We start from the raw sequence: 20,034 nt of genomic DNA on the forward strand, positions 1-20,034 counted from the left end.
GCGCCGCCCTCGGGCAGCGCGTCCATCAGCCGACCGCGCGCCGCCACCAGGGCGCACGCGTCCGCCAGCGAGAACACCCCGGCGACATGAGCGGCCGCCACCTCACCGATCGAGTGCCCGAGCAGCACGTCCGGGACCACGCCCCAGGACTCCAGCAGCCGGAACGACGCCACCTCGACCGCGAACAGCCCGGCCTGCGCCCACACCGTCCGGTCCAGATCCTCGACGCCGTCGAGGACGACCTCGCGCACCGACCGCCCGAGCCGCCCGAGCCTCCCGTCCAGCTCCGCACAGACCGCGTCGAACGCCGCCGCGAACACCGGGAACGCCTCGTACAGCCCCCGGCCCATCCCGACCCGCTGCGCACCCTGACCCGTGAACAGGAACGCCGTCCGCCCCTCGCCGGCCGGGTCGCCCGCGGCCAGCGCGTCGAGTGCGGCGGTGAACGCCTCCCGGTCGCCGCCGAGCAGGACCGCGCGGTGCTCCATGACGGTACGGGCGAGCAGCCCGCGCCCGACGTCCACCGGTCCGGCCTCCGGCGTGGCGGCCACGAAGGCCCGCAGCCGGCGCGCCTGGGCCCGCAGGCCGTCGGCCGTCCGGGCCGAGAGCGGCCAGGGCACGAGGGCCGGGACGCTCGCCGGTTCGGGGGCCACGAGGGCCTCGCCCTGCTCGATGACCACGTGGGCGTTGGTGCCGCTCACCCCGAAGGAGGAGATCGCCGCCCGGCGCGCCCGGTCCGCCTCCGGCCACGGCCGGGCCTCGGTCAGCAGCTCCACCGCGCCCGCCGACCAGTCCACCAGCGGTGTCGGCTCGTCCACGTGCAGGGTGGCCGGCAGCACGCCGTGCCGCATCGCCAGCACCATCTTGATCACGCCCGCCACCCCGGCCGCGGCCTGGGTGTGGCCGAGGTTGGACTTCACCGAGCCGAGCAGCAGCGGACGGCCTTCGGGCCGCCCCTGCCCGTACGTGGCGAGCAGCGCCTGGGCCTCGATCGGGTCGCCGAGGCGGGTGCCGGTGCCGTGCGCCTCCACCGCGTCCACCTCGGCGGGCGAGAGTCCGGCGGCGGCCAGGGCCTCCCGGATCACCCGCTGCTGGGACGGCCCGTTGGGGGCCGTCAGCCCGCTGGAGGCGCCGTCCTGGTTGACCGCGCTGCCCCGCACCACCGCGAGCACCTCGTGCCCGAGCCGCCGGGCGTCGGAGAGCCGTTCCACCAGCAGCACGCCCGCGCCCTCGGCCCAGCCCATCCCGTCGGCGGCGGCGGCGAAGGACTTGCAGCGGCCGTCCGCGGCCACGCCCTGCCCACCGCCCAGCGAGCCGAACACCTCGGGCGCGGCCATCACGGTCACCCCGCCGGCCAGCGCCAGGTCGCACTCCCCGCCCCGGAGGGCCTGCACGGCCAGGTGCAGGGCGACCAGCGAGGAGGAGCAGGCGGTGTCCACGGTGACCGCCGGGCCCTCCAGGCCGAGGGCGTAGGCCACCCGGCCGGAGACCACGCTGCCCGCGGTGGCGGTGCCGAGGTAGGCCTCGGCGCCCTCGCCCCCGCCGGGGAGGTAGTCGTGGTACATCATCCCGGCGAACACCCCGGTCCGACTGCCGCGCAGCCGCTCCGGGTCCAGTCCGGCGTACTCGAAGGCCTCCCAGGAGGCTTCGAGGAACAGCCGCTGCTGCGGGTCCATCGCCAGCGCCTCGCGCGGCGAGATCCCGAAGAACGCCGGGTCGAACCAGCCCGCCTCGTGCACGAAGCCGGCCTGCCGCGTACCGTCGCCGCCGAGGGCCGCGAGGTTCCAGCCGCGGTCGGTGGGCAGTCCCGACTGGCCCTCGCCGCCGGTGGCGACCAGCCGCCACAGCTCCTCCGGGGTGGCGATCCCGCCGGGCAGCCGGCAGGCCATCCCGACGATCGCGATCGGCTCCCGGGCCTTCTCGTGCACCTCGCGCAGCTCCTGGCGGGCCTCCTGCAACGCGGCCGTGGCCTGGCGCAGGTACCGGAGCAGCTCTTCTTCCCTGGTCACGCTCATGTCGTCTCCCCCGGATCTCACTGCGACTGGTCGAGGATCTGGAACAGCTCCTCCGCGGTCGCCGTCTCCAGGCTCGCCGCACTGTCGGTGGTGCCGAACTCGCCGAATCGGGCGGCCAGTTCGCGTAGCCGTCGGCCGACCTCGGCCCGCTCGGAGCCGTCGGTGCCGACGTTCTTCAGGACGTCCTCGAACCTGGCCAGCTCGTCCAGGGCGCTCGCGGCCGGGGCGGTCGGCGCCGGGGCCAGCTCGTCCCGGAGGTGACGCGCCAGGTCCAGCGGCGTGGGGTAGTCGAAGATCAGCGTCGCCGGCAGCCGCAGCCCGGTGGCCAGGGCCAGCCGGTTGCGCAGCTCGACGCCGGTGAGCGAGTCCATGCCGACCTTCAGGAAGCCCCGCTCGGCACCGACCGAACCCGCCGAGTCGTGGCCCAGCACCGTGGCGGCCTGGGTGCGCACCAGGTCGAGCAGCGCCTCCAGCCGCTCCCGGTCGGAGAGGCCGGCCAGCCGCTCGGGCAGGTGCGCGTCGCGGGCCGCGGCCCCGGTCCGACCGCCCGCCCCGGACGCCGTCGGCGCCGCGGGGATCAGACCGCGCAGCAGCGGGGGCAGCAGCCCCTGGGTCCGCAGCGCGGCGGTGTCCAGGTTGATCGGCACGACCACGGCGGTGCCGGCGGCCAGACCCGCGTCGAACAGCGCCAGGCCCTCCGCGGTGGACACCGGCGTCATGCCGAGCCGGCGCACCCGGTTGACGTCCAGTTCGGTCAGGTTCCCGGTCATCCCGGTCGGCTGTGCCCACGGACCCCACGCGAAGGAGACCGTGTCGAGCCCCTCCGCCCGGCGGGCCTGGGCGAAGGCGTCCAGGAAGGCGTTGGCCGCGGCGTAGTTGGCCTGGCCCGCGCCGCCGAAGGTGCCGGCCGCCGAGGAGAAGAGGTGGAAGCCGGACAGTCCGGTGCCGCGGGTCAGCTCGGCCAGGTGCAGCGCACCGCCGACCTTGGCGTGCAGGACCCGGTCGACGCGCGCCGGGTCGAGTCCGACGAGCACGCCGTCGTCCAGTTCGCCGACCGCGTGCACGACGGTGCGCAGCGGGGCGTCGGCCGGGATGCCGGCCAGCAGCGCGGCCGCCGCCGTCCGGTCGCCCACGTCGCAGGCCGCGATCTCGGCCTCGGCGCCCAGGTCGGCCAGTTCGGCGACCAGTTCGGCGGCGCCGGGGGCCTGCGGCCCGCGCCGGCCGGCCAGCACCAGGTGCCGGACGCCGTGCTCGGTCACCAGGTGCCGGGCCAGCGCCTGGCCCAGGGTGCCGGTGCCGCCGGTGATCAGCACGGTGCCGTCCGGGTCGAACACCGGGGTGTCCGGCCGGGCCGGTACGGCCAGTCGGGCCAGCCTCGGCACCCGCACGGCGCCGGACCGCAGCGCGGCCTGGGGCTCGTCGGTGCCCAGCGCGGCGAGCAGGGCGGGGGCGGTGTCCTCGTGGCCGTCCTCGTCGAGCAGCACGAACCGGCCGGGGTGCTCGGACTGGGCGGACTTCAGCAGGCCCCAGGCCGCCGCCGCGGGCAGGTCGGCGGGGGCCTCGGCCGGGTCGGCCGCGACGGCGCCCCGGGTGACCAGCACCAGGCGGGAGGAGCCGAAGCGGTCGTCGGCGAGCCATTGCTGGGCCAGCGCCAGCGCCGTGTGGGTGACGGTGCGGACCGCCTCGGCCGGGTCACCGCCGGTGGCGCCGGCGAGCGGGACCAGGACGGTCGCGGGCTCGTCGGTGCCGCTGAGCGCCGCCGCCACCGCGGCGAGGTCCCGGTGGCGCTCGGGCGGGGCGCCGGCGGCGGTGAGCCGCTCGGCGAGCCCGGACGGGTCGTCACCGGCCAGCAGCAGGCGGCCGGGCCGGGTGTCCCCGGCCGGGGCGGCCCCGGTCCACTCGACCTGGAACAGCGACTGTCCGGGGGCCGGGGCGGCGCCGAGGCCGTCCGGCACCGGCCGGGAGACCAGCGCCTCGACCGAGGCGACGGCGAGCCCGGTGTCGTCCGCGGCCTGGAGGGTGATCCCGTCCGCCTCGGCGAAGGCCAGCCGGACCCGCAGCGAGGTGACGCCCCGCTGGTGGCAGCCGACCCCGCGCCAGGCGAACGGCAGCTCGGCCCGGGCCCGTTCGCCGCGCTCGGACTCGCGCAGCGCCCGCAGCATGCCGATGCCGTGCAGCGCCGCGTCCAGCAGCGCCGGGTGGACGCCGAAGCGCTCGGCGTCCGGGCCCGGCTCCGGCAGGGACACCTCGGCGAAGATCTGCTCGTCCCGGCGCCAGGCGGCGCGCAGGCCCTGGAAGGTCGGGCCGTACGCGTAGCCGCGCGCCTCCAGCTCCTGGTAGAAGCCGCCGAGGTCGATCGGCTCGGCGTCCCGCGGCGGCCACTGGGCGAGGTCGAACGCCGGGGCGGGCGACTCCGGGGCCAGGGTCGCGGTGGCGTGCCGGGTCCAGCCGTCGGTGCCGGCGGCGGCCGTGCCGTCGTCCGGCCGGGAGTAGACGCTCAGCATCCGGCGTCCCGCGGCGTCCGGGGCCTGGACGACGGCCTGCAGGCGTACCGCGCCGTGCTCCGGCAGGAGCAGCGGGGTCTCCAGGGTGAGCTCCTCGACGTGGCCGCAGCCGACCTGCGCGCCGGCCTGTACCGCGATCTCGACGAAGGCCGTACCGGGCAGCAGGACGGTGCCGAGCACGGCGTGGTCGGCCAGCCAGGGCTGGGAGCGGCGGGAGAGCCGGCCGGTCATCAGGACGGCGTCCAGCCCGGCGAGGTCGGCGGCGGCGCCGAGCAGCGGGTGCCCGGTGGCGCCGAGCCCGGCCGTGGCGGCCTCGGCCGCGCCGGAGCCACCGAGCCAGTAGCGCCTGCTCTGGAAGGCGTAGGTGGGCAGGTCGACGGTGCGGGCACCGAGGCCGCCGAGCAGCCGCGCCCAGTCCACGGCGAGGCCGCGCACGTGCGCCTCGGCGGCGGAGGTCCACAGCCGGTCCAGGCCGCCCTGGTCGCGCCGCAGCGAGCCGACCACGGCGCCGCCGCCGGTGACGGCCTCGTCCAGGTCGTCCAGGGTCTCCTGGATGCCGACGGTGTGCATCGGGTGCGGGCTGGCCTCGACGAAGTGCCGGTAGCCCTCGGCCGCGACGGCGCGCACGGCCTGCTCGAAGCCGACCGTGTTGCGCAGGTTGCGGTACCAGTACCCGGCGTCCAGCTCGGCGGAGTCCGTCCAGCGGCCGAGCGCGGTGGAGTAGAAGGAGACCGCGGAGGAACGCGGGGTGATCCCGGCGAGTTCCGCGACCAGCCGCTCCTCGACGGCCTCGACCTGGGCCGAGTGCGAGGCGTAGTCGACCGCGATCCGGCGGACCCGGACCCCGTCCGCCTCGCAGCCGGCGAAGAACTCCTCCAGGGCCCCGGTCTCGCCCGAGACCACCACGGAGGAGGGCCCGTTGACGGCGGCGACGGAGATCCGCCCCGCCCACGGGGCGATCCGTTCCCCGGCCTTCGCGGCGGGGAGCGCGACCGAGACCATGCCGCCCTTGCCGGACAGCGCGGTGATCGCCCGGCTGCGCACGGCCACCACCCGGGCGGCGTCCTCCAGCGACAGCGCGCCGATCACGCAGGCGGCCGCGATCTCGCCCTGCGAGTGGCCGATCACCGCGTCCGGTTCGACGCCCCAGGAGCGCCAGACCGCGGCGAGCGAGACCATCATCGCCCACAGGGCCGGCTGCACCACGTCGACCCGGTCCAGCGCGGCCGCGCCCTCGACGCCGCGCACCACGTCCACCAACGACCAGTCGGTGTACGGGGCGAGCGCCTCGTCGCAGGCGGCGATGTGCTCGGCGAAGACCTCCGAGGAGTCCATCAGCCCGGCGGCCATGCCGGCCCACTGGGCGCCCTGGCCGGCGAACACGAACACGGTGCGGCCGTTCACGGCCGAGCCGGTCGGGGTGCCCTCGGGGGTCTGCCCCGCGGCCAGCCCGGCGAGGCCGCCGCGCAGCTCGGCCCGGTCGGCGGCGAGCACCACGGCCCGCTCGGCGAACGGGGTGCGGGTGGTCGCCAGCGAGTAGGCGAGGTCGCCGAGGTCCGCCGCGGGCTCGGCGTCCAGGTGCGCCAGCAGCCGTTCGGCCTGCTCGCGCAGGGCCTGCGGGCCGCGGGCGGAGAGCACGAAGGGCAGCGTGCCGGCCGCGCGCTCCGCGCGCGGCTCCTCCTCGGGCTCCGGGGCCTGCTCCAGGACGGCGTGGGCGTTCGTGCCGGTCCCGCCGAAGGAGGAGACACCGGCCCGGCGCGGGCCCTCGGTGCTCGGCCAGGGGCGGGCCTCGGTCAGCAGCTCGACCCGGCCCGCGCTCCAGTCGACGTGCGGGGTCGGCTCCTCGGCGAACAGGGTCGGCGGCAGGACGCCGGCGCGCAGCGCCATCACGGTCTTGATCACGCCGGCGACGCCGGAGACGGACTGGGTGTGCCCGATGTTGGACTTCAGCGAGCCGAGCCCGACCGGCCGGTCCTCGGGGCGGTCCTGACCGTACGTCGCGATCACGGCCTGGGCCTCGATCGGGTCGCCGAGCGAGGTGCCGGTGCCGTGCGCCTCGACCAGGTCGATGTCGCTCGGGCGCACCCCGGCGCTGGCCAGCGCCTGGCGGATGACCCGCTGCTGGGACGGCCCGTTGGGCGCGGTCAGGCCGTTGGAGGCGCCGTCCTGGTTGGTCGCCGAGCCGGTGTACAGGGCGAGCACGGGGTGGCCGTTGCGGCGTGCCTCCGAGAGGCGCTCCAGGACCACCACGCCGACGCCCTCGCCCCAGTTGGTGCCGTCGGCGGAGGCGGCGAACGCCTTGCAGCGGCCGTCCGGCGCCAGGCCGCGCTGGCGGCTGAACTCGGTGAAGGAGACCGGGGTGGGCAGCACGGTGACGCCGCCGGCCAGGGCCAGCGTGCACTCGCCGTTGCGCACCGCCTGCCAGGCGAGGTGCAGCGCCACCAGCGAGGAGGAGCAGGCGGTGTCCACGGTGACCGCTGGGCCCTCCAGGCCGAGCGTGTACGCGAGCCGCCCGGACACCGCGGCGGTGCCCGTCCCGGCCAGGAAGAAGCCCTCGGAGGCGGCGATGCCGTCCTGCGCGTCCACGCCGTAGCCCTGGAAGGAGGTGCCGACGTAGACGCCGGCCTTGGCGCCGGCCATCGTCGCCGGGTTGATCCGGGCCCGCTCCAGCGCCTCCCAGGCCGCCTCCAGCAGCACCCGCTGCTGGGGGTCCAGGGTGATCGCCTCGCGCGGGCTGATGCCGAAGAACTCGGCGTCGAAGTGGCCGGCGCCCTCCAGGAAGCCGCCCTCGCGGACGTAGGTGGTGCCGGGCCGGTCCGGGTCGGGGTGGTAGAGCGCGTCCAGGTCCCAGCCGCGGTCGGTGGGGAACGGGGTGACGGCGTCCTGGCGGGCCAGCACCAGCTCCCACAGGTCCTCCGGGGAGCGGACGCCGCCGGGGAAGCGGCAGCCGATGCCGACGATGGCGATCGGGTCGTCGTCCGCGGGTGCCGCGCCGGGCTCCGGCGCGGGGGCCGCGGTGGCCGGGGCGCCGAGCAGCAGGGTGGCCAGGTGGTCGGCGACGGCGGCCGGCGTCGGGTGGTCGAAGACCATGGTGGCCGGCAGCCGCAGCCCGGTGGCGGTGCGCAGCCGGTTGCGGACCTCGACCGCCATGATCGAGTCCAGGCCGACCTCGCGGAACGCCCGGGCGGGCTCGACGTCCCCGGGTCCGGGGTAGCCGAGCACGGCGGCGGTGTGGGTGCGGACCAGGTCGAGGACGACCCGGCCGCGCTCGCCCGCGGGGAGGGCGGCCAGCCGCTGGGCGAACTCGCCCTCGCCGGCGGGCGCCGTGGTCTGCGGCCCGGAGTCGGCGAGCGCCTCCCGGGCCTCGGGGATCTCGTCGACCAGCGGCCGCTCGCGGGCGGCGCTGTAGGCCGGGGTGAAGGCGGCCCAGTCGATGTCGGCGACGGTCAGCAGGGTCTCGTCGTCGGTGAGCGCCTGGCCGAGCGCGGTGACCGCGAGCTGCGGGTCCATCAGGGCCAGGCCCCGCCGGCCGAGGACGGCCATCGCCTCGTCGGTGGCCATGCCGCCGCCGGCCCAGCCGCCCCAGGCGACCGAGGTGGCGCGCAGCCCGAGCGAGCGCCGGTACTGGGCGAGCGCGTCCAGGCGGGCGTTGGCGGCCGCGTAGGCGGCCTGGCCGCTGCCGCCCCAGACGGCCGCGCCGGAGGAGAACAGGACGAAGGCCTCCAGGTCGTCCCCGGCGAGTTCGTGCAGGTGGACGGCGCCGGCGACCTTGGCCTCCAGGGTGGCGGCCAGTTCCGCGACGTCGGTGTGCAGCACGGGCGTGCTCTGGGCGACGCCGGCCGCGTGCACGACGGCGGTCAGTTCCGGCAGCCGCGCCAGCAGGGCGGCGACGGCGGAGCGGTCGGTGACGTCCACGGCCTCGATCCGGACCTCGGCGCCGAGCGCGGTCAGCTCCGCGGCCAGTTCCGCGGCGCCGGGGGCGGCCGGTCCGCGCCGGCCGGCCAGCACCAGCCGTTCGGCGCCGGCCCGGGCCAGCCAGCGGGCCACGTGGCCGCCGACGGCGCCCGTCCCGCCGGTGACCAGGACGGTGCCGCGGGGCTGCCAGCCGTCCGTGCCCGCGGCGTCCTCGCGCGGGGCCCGGACCATCCGGCGGCCGAAGACGCCGGCGGCCCGCAGGGCCACCTGGTCCTCGCCGGTGCCGCCGTGGAGCACGGCGGCCACCCGGGCGAGGGCGCGGTCGTCCGGGTCGGCGGGCAGGTCGATCAGGCCGATCCGACGGCCGGTGAGTTCCAGTCCGGCGGTCAGGCCGAGGCCCCAGGCGCCGGCCTGCGCCGGGCGGGTCAGCGGGTCGGCGGCCCCGACCGAGACCGCGCCCCGGGTGGCGATCCAGAGCGGTGCCGTGCCGCCGGCCGCCTCCACGGCCCGGACCAGGGCGAGGGTGCGGGCCAGCCCGCGGGAGAGCACCGGGTGGTCCGGGTGGGTCCCCTCGTCCAGGGCCAGCAGGGAGAGCACGCCGGCCGGCCCCTCGGCCACCGCCTCGGCGATCCGCTCGCCGAGGCCGTCGCCGGACGGGTCGTCGTCGGCGGGCGAGACGGTCACCACGCGGGCCCCGTGCTCGCCGAGCGCCCGCGCGCAGAACGCGGCGGTCCCGTCGTCCTCGCCGCCCGGGACGACCAGCAGCCAGGTGCCGGAGAGTTCGGCGCCCTCGGTGCGGGCGATGCGCCGCCAGCGCACCCGGTAGCGCCAGTTGTCGATGGTGGAGCCGTCCCGGCGGCGTGCCCGCCAGGAGGAGAGCACCGGCAGCGCGGGCGCGGCCGCGGCCAGCGCGGCGCGGGCGTCCGGGTCGTCCACGCCGAGCGCCTCGGCCAGCCCGGCCGGGTCGGCCTCGGAGACCGCCGCCCAGAACCGCTCCTCGGCCGGGTCGCGCAGGGCGTCGCCGGCCGCGGCGCCGTGCGCCGTCGGCAGGTCGAGCCAGTAGCGCTGCCGCTGGAACGCGTAGGTGGGCAGCTCGACGGCGGTGGCCGGGGCGCCGCCGAGGACCGTGGCCCAGTCCGGGCGGGCGCCGTGGACGTGCGCCTCGGCGAGCGAGCGCAGGAACCGGGCCGGGCCGCCCTCGTCGCGGCGCAGGGTGCCGACCACGGTCACCTCGCCGGTGCCGGGGAGTTCCTCGGCGGCCTCCTGCACGCCGGGGCCCAGCACCGGGTGCGGGCTGGACTCGACGAAGGTGCGGTAGCCGTCCTCCAGCAGGGAGCGGACGGCGTGGGCGAACCGGACCGGCTCGCGCATGTTGCGGTACCAGTAGGCGGTGCCCAGCTCGGTGGTGTCGAGCGCGCCGCCGGTCACGGTGGAGTAGAAGGCCGTCCGGGCGGGCCGCGGCTCGATGCCGGCCAGCGCCTCCAGCACGGCCTCGCGCAGCGGCTCGACCTGCGGCGAGTGGCCGGCGCCGTTGACCCGGACCTTGCGCACCCGCACGTCCTCGGCGGCCAGCGCCTCGACGAACTCGTCGACCGTCCCCGGGTCTCCGGCGACCACGATCGAGCGCGGGCCGTTGACGGCGGCGATGTGCAGCTCGCCCGGCCAGGCCTCGATCCGGGCGGCCACCTCGTCCTCGGGCAGCGAGACCGACGCCATGGCGCCCTGCCCGGCGAGCGCCAGGAGCAGTCGGCTGCGCAGCGCGACGATCCGCATCGCGTCGGACAGCGTGAGCGCGCCCGCGACGTGGGCCGCCGCGATCTCCCCCTGGGAGTGCCCCACCACGGCGGCGGGGGTGATGCCGTGCGAGCGCCAGAGCGCGGCCAGCGACACCATCATGGTGAACAGCACGGGCTGGACGACGTCCATCCGCTCGATCGGCGGGGCGTCCTCGGAGCCGCGCAGCACGTCCTCCACCGACCAGTCGGCGTACTGGGCCAGGGCGGCGTCACAGGCCCGGACGGAGTCGCGGAAGACCTCGGAGGCCTCCAGCAGACCGGCGGCCATGCCGGCCCACTGGGTGCCCTGGCCGGGGAAGACGAACACGGTGCGGCCCCCGGCGGCGGCGACGCCGCGCACCAGGCCCTCGGCCGTCCGGTCCTCGGCGAGCGCCGTCAGCAGCTCGGTGAAGGACTCCCGGTCGTCGGCGAGGAGCACCGCGCGGTGGTCGAAGGCGGAACGGCCGGACGACAGCGCTCCGGCGACCTGATCATTCGTCAATTCCGGACGGGTGGAGAGGTGTTCGCGCAGCCGTGCGGCCTGCGCGCGCAGCGCGGCCTCGCCGCGGGCGGACAGCAGCCAGGGGGTGGGGGCGCCGGCCAGGGACGGGGCGGCCGGCCGCGCCGGGGCCTCGGCCCGCTCCGGCGCCTCCTCCAGGATCACGTGGACGTTGGTGCCGCTCATGCCGAACGAGGAGACGCCCGCCCTGCGGGTGCGACCTCCCCGCGGCCACGGCACCGGTTCGGTGAGCAGGCGCAGCGCGCCCGCCGACCAGTCCACGTGCGGGGTCGGCTCGTCCACGTGCAGGGTGGCGGGCAGCAGGTCGTGCCGCATCGCCTGGACCATCTTGATCACGGCGGCGACGCCGCCCGCGGACTGGGTGTGCCCGATGTTGGACTTGACCGAGCCGAGCCACACCGGGCGGTCGGCCTCCCGGTCCCGGCCGTAGACGGCCTGGAGCGCCCGTGCCTCGATCGGGTCGCCCAGCTCGGTGCCGGTGCCGTGCGCCTCGATGGCGTCGACGTCGCCGGGGGCGAGCCGGGCGGCGCTCAGCGCCTGCCGGATGACCTTCTGCTGGGCCCGGCCGCTGGGGGCGGTCAGCCCGTTGCTGGCGCCGTCGTGGTTGACGGCGGTGCCGCGGACCAGGGCCAGCACCCGGTGGCCGTTGCGGCGGGCGTCGGAGAGCCGCTCGACCAGCAGCATGCCGGCGCCCTCGCCCCAGCCGGTGCCGTCGGCGGCGGCGGCGAAGGCCTTGCAGCGGCCGTCGGTGGAGACCGCGCCGCCCTGGGTGCCCTCGACGAACATGGTCGGCACGACCATCAGGGTCACGCCGCCGACCAGGGCGAGCGAGCAGTCGCCGCGCCCGAGCGCCTCGCCCGCCGTGTGCAGCGCCACCAGCGAGGAGGAGCAGGCGGTGTCGATGGACAGCGCCGGACCCTCCAGGCCGAGGGTGTACGCGACCCGGCCGGAGGTGACGGAGGCGGCGGTGCCGAGCATCAGGTGCGGGCCGATGCCCTCGGGCACCTCGGTGGCGCCGACGCTGTAGCCGGTGGTGGCATTGCCGACGAAGACGCCGGTCGGGCTGCCGTGCAGCGTGGTCGGGTCGATCCCGGCGCTCTCGATCGCCTCCCAGGCCGTCTCCAGCAGCAGCCGCTGCTGCGGGTCCATCGCCAGGGCCTCGCGCGGGCTGATGCCGAAGAAGGCGGGGTCGAAGTCGGCCAGGCCGTCGACGAAGCCGCCGTCGAGGCCGTCCGCGAAGCCCTCCGGGAAGGCTCCGAGGTCCCAGCCGCGGTCGGTGGGCACCGGGGTCATGGCGTCCACGCCCTGGCTGACGATCCGCCACAGCCCCTCGGGGGTGTCGGCGCCGCCGGGCAGTCGGCAGCTCATGCCGATGATCGCCAGCGGGTCGTCGGCCGGGCCGGTGGCGGCCACCGGGGCCGGGCCGGCGGTCCCGGACGCGGGCTCGGACTCGGACGCGCCGAGCAGTTCGCGACCGAGCTCCTCGGCGAGCAGCGCCGGGGTCGGGTGGTCGAAGACCAGGGTGGCCGGCAGCCGCAGGCCGGTGACGGCGGAGAGCCGGTTGCGCAGCTCGACCGCGGTCAGCGAGTCGACCCCGAGCTCCTTGAACGCCCGGTTCGGGTCGACCGGTTCGGGACCGGCGAAACCGAGCACGGCGGCGGCCTGGCCGCGCACCTGCTCCAGCAGCAGCCGGAGCCGGTCCTCCGCGCCGAGTCCGGCCAGCCGGCGGCCGAGGGCCGACCCGGCGGCGGCCGGGTCGGCGCCGGAGACGCGCCGGGTGCCGCCGCGGACGAGTTCGCGCAGCAGCGGCGGCAGCGACCCCGCGCCGGCGGCCAGGGCCGCCTGGTCCAGCCCGGTGGCGACCAGCGCCGGGTGGGGCAGGGCGAGCGCCGCGTCCAGGGCCGCGAGGCCGCGCTCGACGGAGAGCGGCGGGAAGGCGGAGCGGGCGATGCGCTCGCGCTCGGCCCCGGTCAGCCGGCTGGTCATGCCGGCGGTGTCCTGCCACGCGCCCCAGGCCAGCGACAGCGCGGGCAGCCCGGCGGCGCGGCGGCGGTGGGCGAGGGCGTCGAGGTAGGCGTTGGCGGCGGCGTAGCCGGCCTGCCCGGCGCTGCCCAGGATGCCGGCGGCGGAGGAGTAGAGCACGAAGGCCGCCAGGTCGGCGTGCCGGGTCAGCTCGTCGAGGTGCGCGGCGGCGTCCGCCTTGGCGCGCAGGACGGCGGCGGCGCGCTGCGGGGTCAGGCCGGTGACCACGGCGTCGTCCACCACGCCGGCCAGGTGGAACACCCCGGTCAGCGGGCGGGTGAGCCCGGCCAGCACCGCGGCGAGCGCGTCCCGGTCGGCGGCGTCGCAGGCGATCAGCTCGACCTGCGCGCCCCGTTCGGCCAGCGCCTCGGTGAGCGCGGCGGCGCCCTCGGCGGCGGGCCCGGTACGGCTGAGCAGGGTGAGGTGGCGGACACCGTGGGCGGTCGCCAGGTGCTCGGCGAGGACCCGGCCGAGGCCGCCGGTGCCGCCGGTGACCAGGACGGTGCCGTCCGGGTCGAAGGCGCGCGGCAGGGTGAGGACGACCTTGCCGATCTGGCGGGCCTGGCCGATGTGGCGGAACGCCTCGGGGGCGGTGCGCACGTCCCAGGCGCGCAGCGGCGGCAGCCGCAGCTCGCCGGCGCGGAACAGCTCCAGCAGGGTGGCGAGGATCTCGCCGATCCGCTCGGGGCCGGCCTCGATCAGGTCGAAGGCCTGGTAGCGCACGCCGGGGTGGCGGGCGGCGACCTCGCCGGGGTCGCGGACGTCGGTCTTGCCCATCTCGATGAAGCGGCCGCCGCGCGGCAGCAGGTCGAGCGAGGCGTCGACGAACTCGCCGGCCAGGGCGTCCAGCACCACGTCCATGCCGCGGCCGCCGGTGGCCTCGGCGAAGCGCCGGGCGAAGCCGGTGTCCCGGGAGGAGGCGATCCGGTCGGCGGCGACGCCGAGGGCGCGCACCGCCTCCCACTTGGCCGGGCTGGCGGTGCCGTAGACCTCGGCGCCCAGGTGCCGGGCGACCTGCACGGCGGCGGTGCCGACGCCACCCGCGGCGGCGTGGATCAGCACCGACTCGCCGGCCCGCAGGCCGGCCAGGTCCACCAGGCCGTAGTAGGCGGTGGCGTAGGCGATCGGGACGGCCGCGGCCTCGGCGAAGGACCAGTGCGCGGGCATCGGCGCCAGCAGCCGGTGGTCGGTGACGGCGACGGGGCCGAACGCGGCCGGGCAGAGGCCGAACACCCGGTCGCCCGGGCTCAGGCCCTCGACGTCCGGTCCGACCTCCAGCACCACGCCGGCGGCCTCGCCGCCGAGCACGACCTCGCCCGGGTACATGCCGAGCGCGCCCAGCACGTCGCGGAAGTTCAGGCCCGCCGCGCGCACGCCGAGCCGCACCGCGCCGGGGGCCAGCGGGGCGGCCGGGTCGACCGGCAGCAGTTCGAGGGCCTCCAGGGTGCCCGGGTTGCGGGTGTCCAGCCGCCAGGCCCCGGCTCCGGCCGGGGCCGGCAGGCCGGCGGGCACGGCCGCGCGGACCAGTCGGGCGGCGGCGAGTTCGCCGTCGCGCAGCGCCAGTTGGGGTTCGCCGCAGGCGACGGCGGCGGTCAGCACCTCGGTCGGCACCGGCACCCCGGCGGGGGCGTCCAGCAGGACGAAGCGGTCGGGGTGCTCGGTCTGCGCGGTGCGCACCAGGCCCCAGGCGGCGGCGCCGGCCGGGTCGGCGACCGGGTCGCCGGGGGCGGCGGCGACCGCGTCGCGGGTGAGCACCACCAGGCGGGCGGGCGTGAAGCGGTCGTCGGCCAGCCAGTCCTGGAGCACCGTCAGCACCCGGGCGACGGCCTCCCGCGCCGAGCCGGCCGGGCAGGGCAGCACCACGATTCCGGGCACGTGGCCGTCCTCGTCGACGGCCGCGGCCAGGGCGTCCTCGGCGTCCAGCAGCGCGAGGTCCGCGGGCACGGCGACCTCGGTGTCGCCGTCGGCCGGGCGCCGCCAGTCCACCCGGTACAGCCCGGCCGGGTCGGCGGACGGACCGGCGGGGGCGGCCGCGCGCAGCACGAGGCGCTCGACGGTGACGACCGGCCGGCCGTCGCCGTCCCAGGCCACCAGGGAGAGCGCGTCCTCACCCAGCGGGGTGATCCGGGCCCGGACGCCGGGGGCGCCCGAGGCGCGCAGGGCGACCCCGGTCCAGGAGAACGGCAGTCCGGCGGTGAGCGCGGCGGGGCCGGCTCCCCCGTCGGCCGTCGAACGGACCGCGAGCGCGTGCAGGACGGCGTCCAGCAGCGCCGGGTGCAGGCCGTAGCGGCGGGCCTCCTCGGGGTCCCCGGCCCGGGCCTCCAGCAGGATCGCGTCACCGTGGCGCCAGGCGGCGGCCAGGCCGCGGAAGGCCGGCCCGTACGCCAGTCCGGCCGTGTCCAGCAGCTCGTACACGGCGTCCACGTCGGCCGGGGCGGCGTCGGCGGGGGGCCACTGCTGCGGGGCCGGCTCGGCCGCCGCGCCGTCGGCGGTGGGGGCCAGCACGCCGGTCGCGTGCCGGGTCCAGGGCCGCTCCGGCCAGTTGTCGTCGGCCCGCTCCTCGGGCCGGGCGTGCACCGTGACGGTGCGGCGGCCGTCCGGGCCGGCGGCGCCGACCGCCACCTGGACCTGGACCGCGCCGCGGTCGGGCAGCGCCAGCGGGGCCTCCAGGACCAGCTCGTCGAGGTCGCCGCAGCCGACCTGGTCGCCCGCGTGGACGGCGAGTTCGACGAAGGCGGTGCCGGGAACGACGACCCGGCCGTGCACCCGGTGGTCGGCCAGCCACGGGTGGGCGTCGGCGGACAGCCGTGCGGTGAACAGCAGTTCGTCCCCGCCGGCGAGCGAGATCCCGGCGCCGATCATCGGGTGGCCGATGGCACTCAGGCCCGCCGCGGTGACGTCGCCGCGCCAGGAGGCGGTGTTGGGCCAGTACGGCGCGGTCTCGAAGGCGTAGGTCGGCAGGTCCAGCAGGCGTCCGTCACCGAAGACGGCGGCCCAGTCGACGGCGCCGCCGTGCACGTGCAGGCCGGCCAGCGCGGTGGCGACGCTCAGCGGCTCGGGCCGGTCGCGGCGCAGCAGCGGGGCCAGGAAGACGGTGTCCTCGCGGTGGGCGAGGCTCTCCCGGGCCATGGCGGTGAGCACGCCGTCGGGCCCGAGTTCGAGGTAGCGGGTGACGCCCTGCCCGTCGAGGTGCCGGACCCCGTCGGCGAACCGGACGGTCTCGCGGACCTGCCGGGCCCAGTGGTCCGGGTCGGCCAGCTGCTCGGCGCCGACGGGGGCGCCGGTGAGGTTGGAGACCACCGGGATCACCGGCGGCCGGAACGCGAGCCCCGCGACGACCTCGCGGAACTCCGCCAGCATGCCGTCCATGTGCGGCGAGTGGAAGGCGTGCGAGACCCGCAGCTCGCGGGTGCGCAGGCCGCGTTCGCGCCAGGTGGCGGCGAGCGCCAGGACCGCTTCGCGGTCGCCGGAGACGACCGTCGAGGCCGGCCCGTTGACGGCGGCGACGGCGACCCGGTCGGCCACCGCGGCCAGGTCCTCGCGGACCCGCGCCTCGTCCGCGCCGACGGCGAGCATCGCGCCGCCTTCGGGCATCGCCTGCATCAGCCGGCCGCGCGCGGCGACCAGGGTGCAGGCGTCGTCCAGCGGGAGCGCGCCCGCGACGTGGGCGGCGGCGACCTCGCCGACCGAGTGGCCGAGCAGGAAGTCGGGGGCCGGGCCGAAGGCGGTCGCCAGGCGGTACAGCGCCACCTCGACCGCGAACAGCGCGGCCTGGGTGTAGGCGGTCCGGTCGAGCAGCGCGGCGGTGTCGCTGCCGGGCTCGGCGTCGAGCACGGCGCGCAGCGGCGGGTCGAAGTGCGGGTCCAGGCGCTCGCACACCTCGGCCAGGGCCTCGGCGAACACGGGCTGGGCGGCGGCCAGTTCGGCGCCCATCCGGGCGCGCTGGGCGCCCTGGCCGGTGAACAGGAAGGCCAGCTTGCCGCTCCTGCGGGCGGCGGCGCCGCGCACCACCCGGCCGCTCTCGGTGCCGTCCTCCAGGGCGGCCAGGCCGGCCAGCAGGCCGGCGCGGTCGGCCGCGACGACCACCGCGCGGTGGCTCAGCGCGGCGCGGGTGACGGCCAGCGAGCGGCCGAGGTCCGCCGGGTGCACCGCCGGGTCGGCCGTCAGCAGGGCGCGCAGCCGCGCGGCCTGGCCGCGCAGCGCGGCCTCGCTCTTGGCGCCGAGGACGAAGGGGAGTTCCGCGCCGGCCGGGCCTGCCATGGCCTCCGCCGCCCCGGGCTCCGCGGCCCCGGGCTCCGCGGCCGCGGGCTCGTCGGCCTCCTCCAGGATGATGTGGGCGTTGGTGCCGCTGATGCCGAACGAGGACACGCCGGCGCGGCGCGGCTCGGCGCCGCGCGGCCAGGGCCGGGACTCGGTGAGCAGTTCCACCGCGCCGGCCGACCAGTCCACGTGCGGGGTCGGTCCGTCCACGTGCAGGGTGGCCGGCAGCACGCCGTGCCGCAGCGCCATCACGGCCTTGATCACGCTGGCCACGCCGGCCGCGGCCTGGGCGTGCCCGATGTTGGACTTGACCGAGCCGAGCCACAGCGGACGGTCCTGCGCCCGGCCCTGGCCGTAGGTGGCCAGCAGGGCCTGGGCCTCGATCGGGTCGCCCAGCTCGGTGCCGGTGCCGTGCGCCTCGACCAGGTCGACGTCCCCGGTGGACAGCTTGGCACTGGCCAGGGCCTGCATGATGACCCGCTGCTGGGACGGCCCGTTGGGGGCGGTGAGCCCGTTGGAGGCGCCGTCCTGGTTGGCCGCCGAGCCGCGCACCACGGCGAGCACCGGGTGCCCGAGCCGGCGCGCGTCGGAGAGCCGCTCCACCAGGAGCACGCCGACGCCCTCGGACCAGCCGGTGCCGTCGGCCGCGGCGGCGAAGGACTTGCACCGGCCGTCCCCGGCCAGCCCGCGCTGCTTGCTGAACTCGGTGAACACGCCCGGGGTGGCCATGACGGTGACGCCGCCGACCAGTGCCAGCGAGCACTCGCCCTGGCGCACCGAACGGGCGGCCAGGTGGAGCGCGACCAGCGAGGAGGAGCAGGCGGTGTCCACGGTGATCGCGGGGCCCTCCAGGCCCATCGCGTAGGAGACCCGGCCCGAGATGACGGCGCTGGCGCCGCCGGTGAGCAGGTAGCCCTCGCCGCCCTCGTGCGGCGCCCCGGCGACCAGCGCGGTGTACTTCTGGTCGCCGGCGCCGATGAAGACGCCGGTGTCGCTGCCGCGCAGCGAGGTGGGGTCGAGGCGGGCGCGCTCGACGGCCTCCCAGCACGCCTGGAGCAGCAGCCGCTGCTGCGGGTCCATCGCCAGCGCCTCGCGCGGCGAGATGTCGAAGAACCCGGGGTCGAACTCGGTGGCCCCGGTGACGAAGCCGCCCTCGCGCACGTAGCTGGTCGCGGCCCGGTCCGGGTCGTCGTCGAAGAGGTGGTCGAGGGCCCAGCCGCGGTCCTCCGGGAAGGGGCCGATGGCGTCGGCGCCGTCGGCCACCAGCCGCCAGAGGTCCTCCGGTGAACGGACGCCGCCGGGGAACCGGCAACTCATCCCGATGATCGCCAGCGGTTCGGCGTCCGCCGCCTCGAAATCGGCCAGGCGTTGCCTGGTCCGGTGGAGATCGGCGGTGACCCGCTTCAGATAATCGCGAAGCGTATCCTTATCAACCATCTGGTGAAACCCTCTTCCACGGATGGCGCGACGAATAGACGGAGACGACCGGCCGGCCCGTTAAGGGAATTCCTGGACTTTCGCCGCCGCCGCGTGCACCAGCCGCCCAATTCACCGGTCCCGCCCGACGCAGGCTAATCGTGGCCCGGCGCCGTCAACCACCCCTAGCCTCAAGGATTCCCCCTTAACCAGCACGCCGTCGGGAAGGATAGGGGTTGACCCCTCATCACCGTCCGCCGGAGCCTGGGGGAAAAATTTCCTCGCGATGATTGGCCGGGTCATGGTGGAGCGGCAAAGGACCAGGGTTCTCTTCGACCTCAACGATCCGCAGCTCCATAGGAACAGATACGCCTACTATCGGCGGCTGCGCGAGACGGAACCCATTCACCATTCGCCGTACGGATTCTGGACACTCAGCCGGTACGACGACGTGGACGCGTTCCTGCGCTCCCCGCAGGCGTCCTCCAGCGTCACCACGGATCCGGCGTTCGCGGAGCAGCGCGGCGGTCCCGACAGCCCGGCGATGCGCAGCCTGAGCCGCTGGATGCTGGTGAAGCACGGCGAGGAGCACCGCAAGCTGCGCCGCATCATCGCCCGGGCGGTGACGCCGCGCGCCGTGCAGCGCCTGGAGCCGGAGATCCTGCGCATCGTCAACCGGCTGATCGACGACATGGGCGAGGGCGAGGTCGACCTGATCGAGCAGCTCGCCGCCCCCGTCCCGGTCGCGGTGATCTGCGGTCTGCTGGGCATTCCGATCGAGGACGCGGACAAGTGCCTCAAGTGGACGAACGCGATCGCCAACATCATCGACCCGCTGATCACCCCGCGGATGCGGGACGCGATGAACCAGGCCGAGCCGGAGTTCAGCGCCTACATCCGGCACCAGATGGAGCTGCGCCGGGCCGAGCCCCGGGACGACGTCCTGACCATGCTGATGGCGAAGGACGAGGACGGCGAGGGGCTCAGCGACGAGGACGTGATCGCCCAGGTGCTGCTGCTGTTCAACGCCGGGCACGAGACCACGATCAACGTCATCGGCAACAGCCTGCACGCCCTGCTGACCAACCCCGACCAGCTGGAGCTGCTGCGGGCGAACCCGGGGATGATGGGCGACTGCTTCGAGGAGCTGGCCCGCTACAACTCCACGGTGCAGGTCATCCTGCGGCACCTGACCGACGACCTCGTCCTCTCCGGGCAGCGCATCCCGGCCGGCGACGTCGTCCTGGCGATCCTCGGCGCCGCCCACCGCGACCCGGCGAGGTTCCCCGACCCGGACCGCCTGGACCTGCGCCGCGAGGGCGTGAAGTCGCTCGCCTTCGGCTCCGGGCCGCACTACTGCATCGCCGCGATGCTCGGCCGGACCGAGGTCTGCCTGACCATCACCGAGCTGCTGCGGCGCTACGGGAGGATCGAGCTGGCCTCCACGGAGCTGGAGTGGCACACCCGGTTCAACTTCGTGCTGGGCCTCAAGCGCCTGCCGCTGCGGGTCGCGTACCGCGCCTGAGCCGGCGGCCCGCGGACGGAACCGCCCGGGAGCGTACGAGACCGACCCGGGGGGGTGCGCGGACGGGCAGCCGGAGGCGGGG

General features: G+C 76.9%; 3 protein-coding genes. 1 reads left to right on the top strand and 2 read right to left on the bottom strand.

Going from position 1 to position 20,034, the window contains the following annotated elements:
• On the bottom strand, window positions 1-2,009 hold a 2,009-nt coding region (locus ACWGKU_RS34070), incomplete at its 3' end, for a type I polyketide synthase (RefSeq protein WP_452191685.1).
• Between the two features lie 23 nt (window positions 2,010-2,032).
• Window positions 2,033-18,484, bottom strand: a complete 16,452-nt coding sequence (locus tag ACWGKU_RS34075; RefSeq protein ID WP_452191686.1) for a type I polyketide synthase — start codon at window positions 18,482-18,484, stop codon at window positions 2,033-2,035.
• 244 nt (window positions 18,485-18,728) lie between these two features.
• On the opposite strand from ACWGKU_RS34075, the gene ACWGKU_RS34080 reads away from it, so the two are divergent.
• Complete coding sequence (locus ACWGKU_RS34080) at window positions 18,729-19,952, top strand: cytochrome P450 (protein WP_387728112.1); 1,224 nt, start codon at window positions 18,729-18,731, stop codon at window positions 19,950-19,952.
• Window positions 19,953-20,034: the final 82 nt, after the last annotated feature.

This window comes from Kitasatospora sp. NPDC054768 (genome assembly GCF_053612025.1).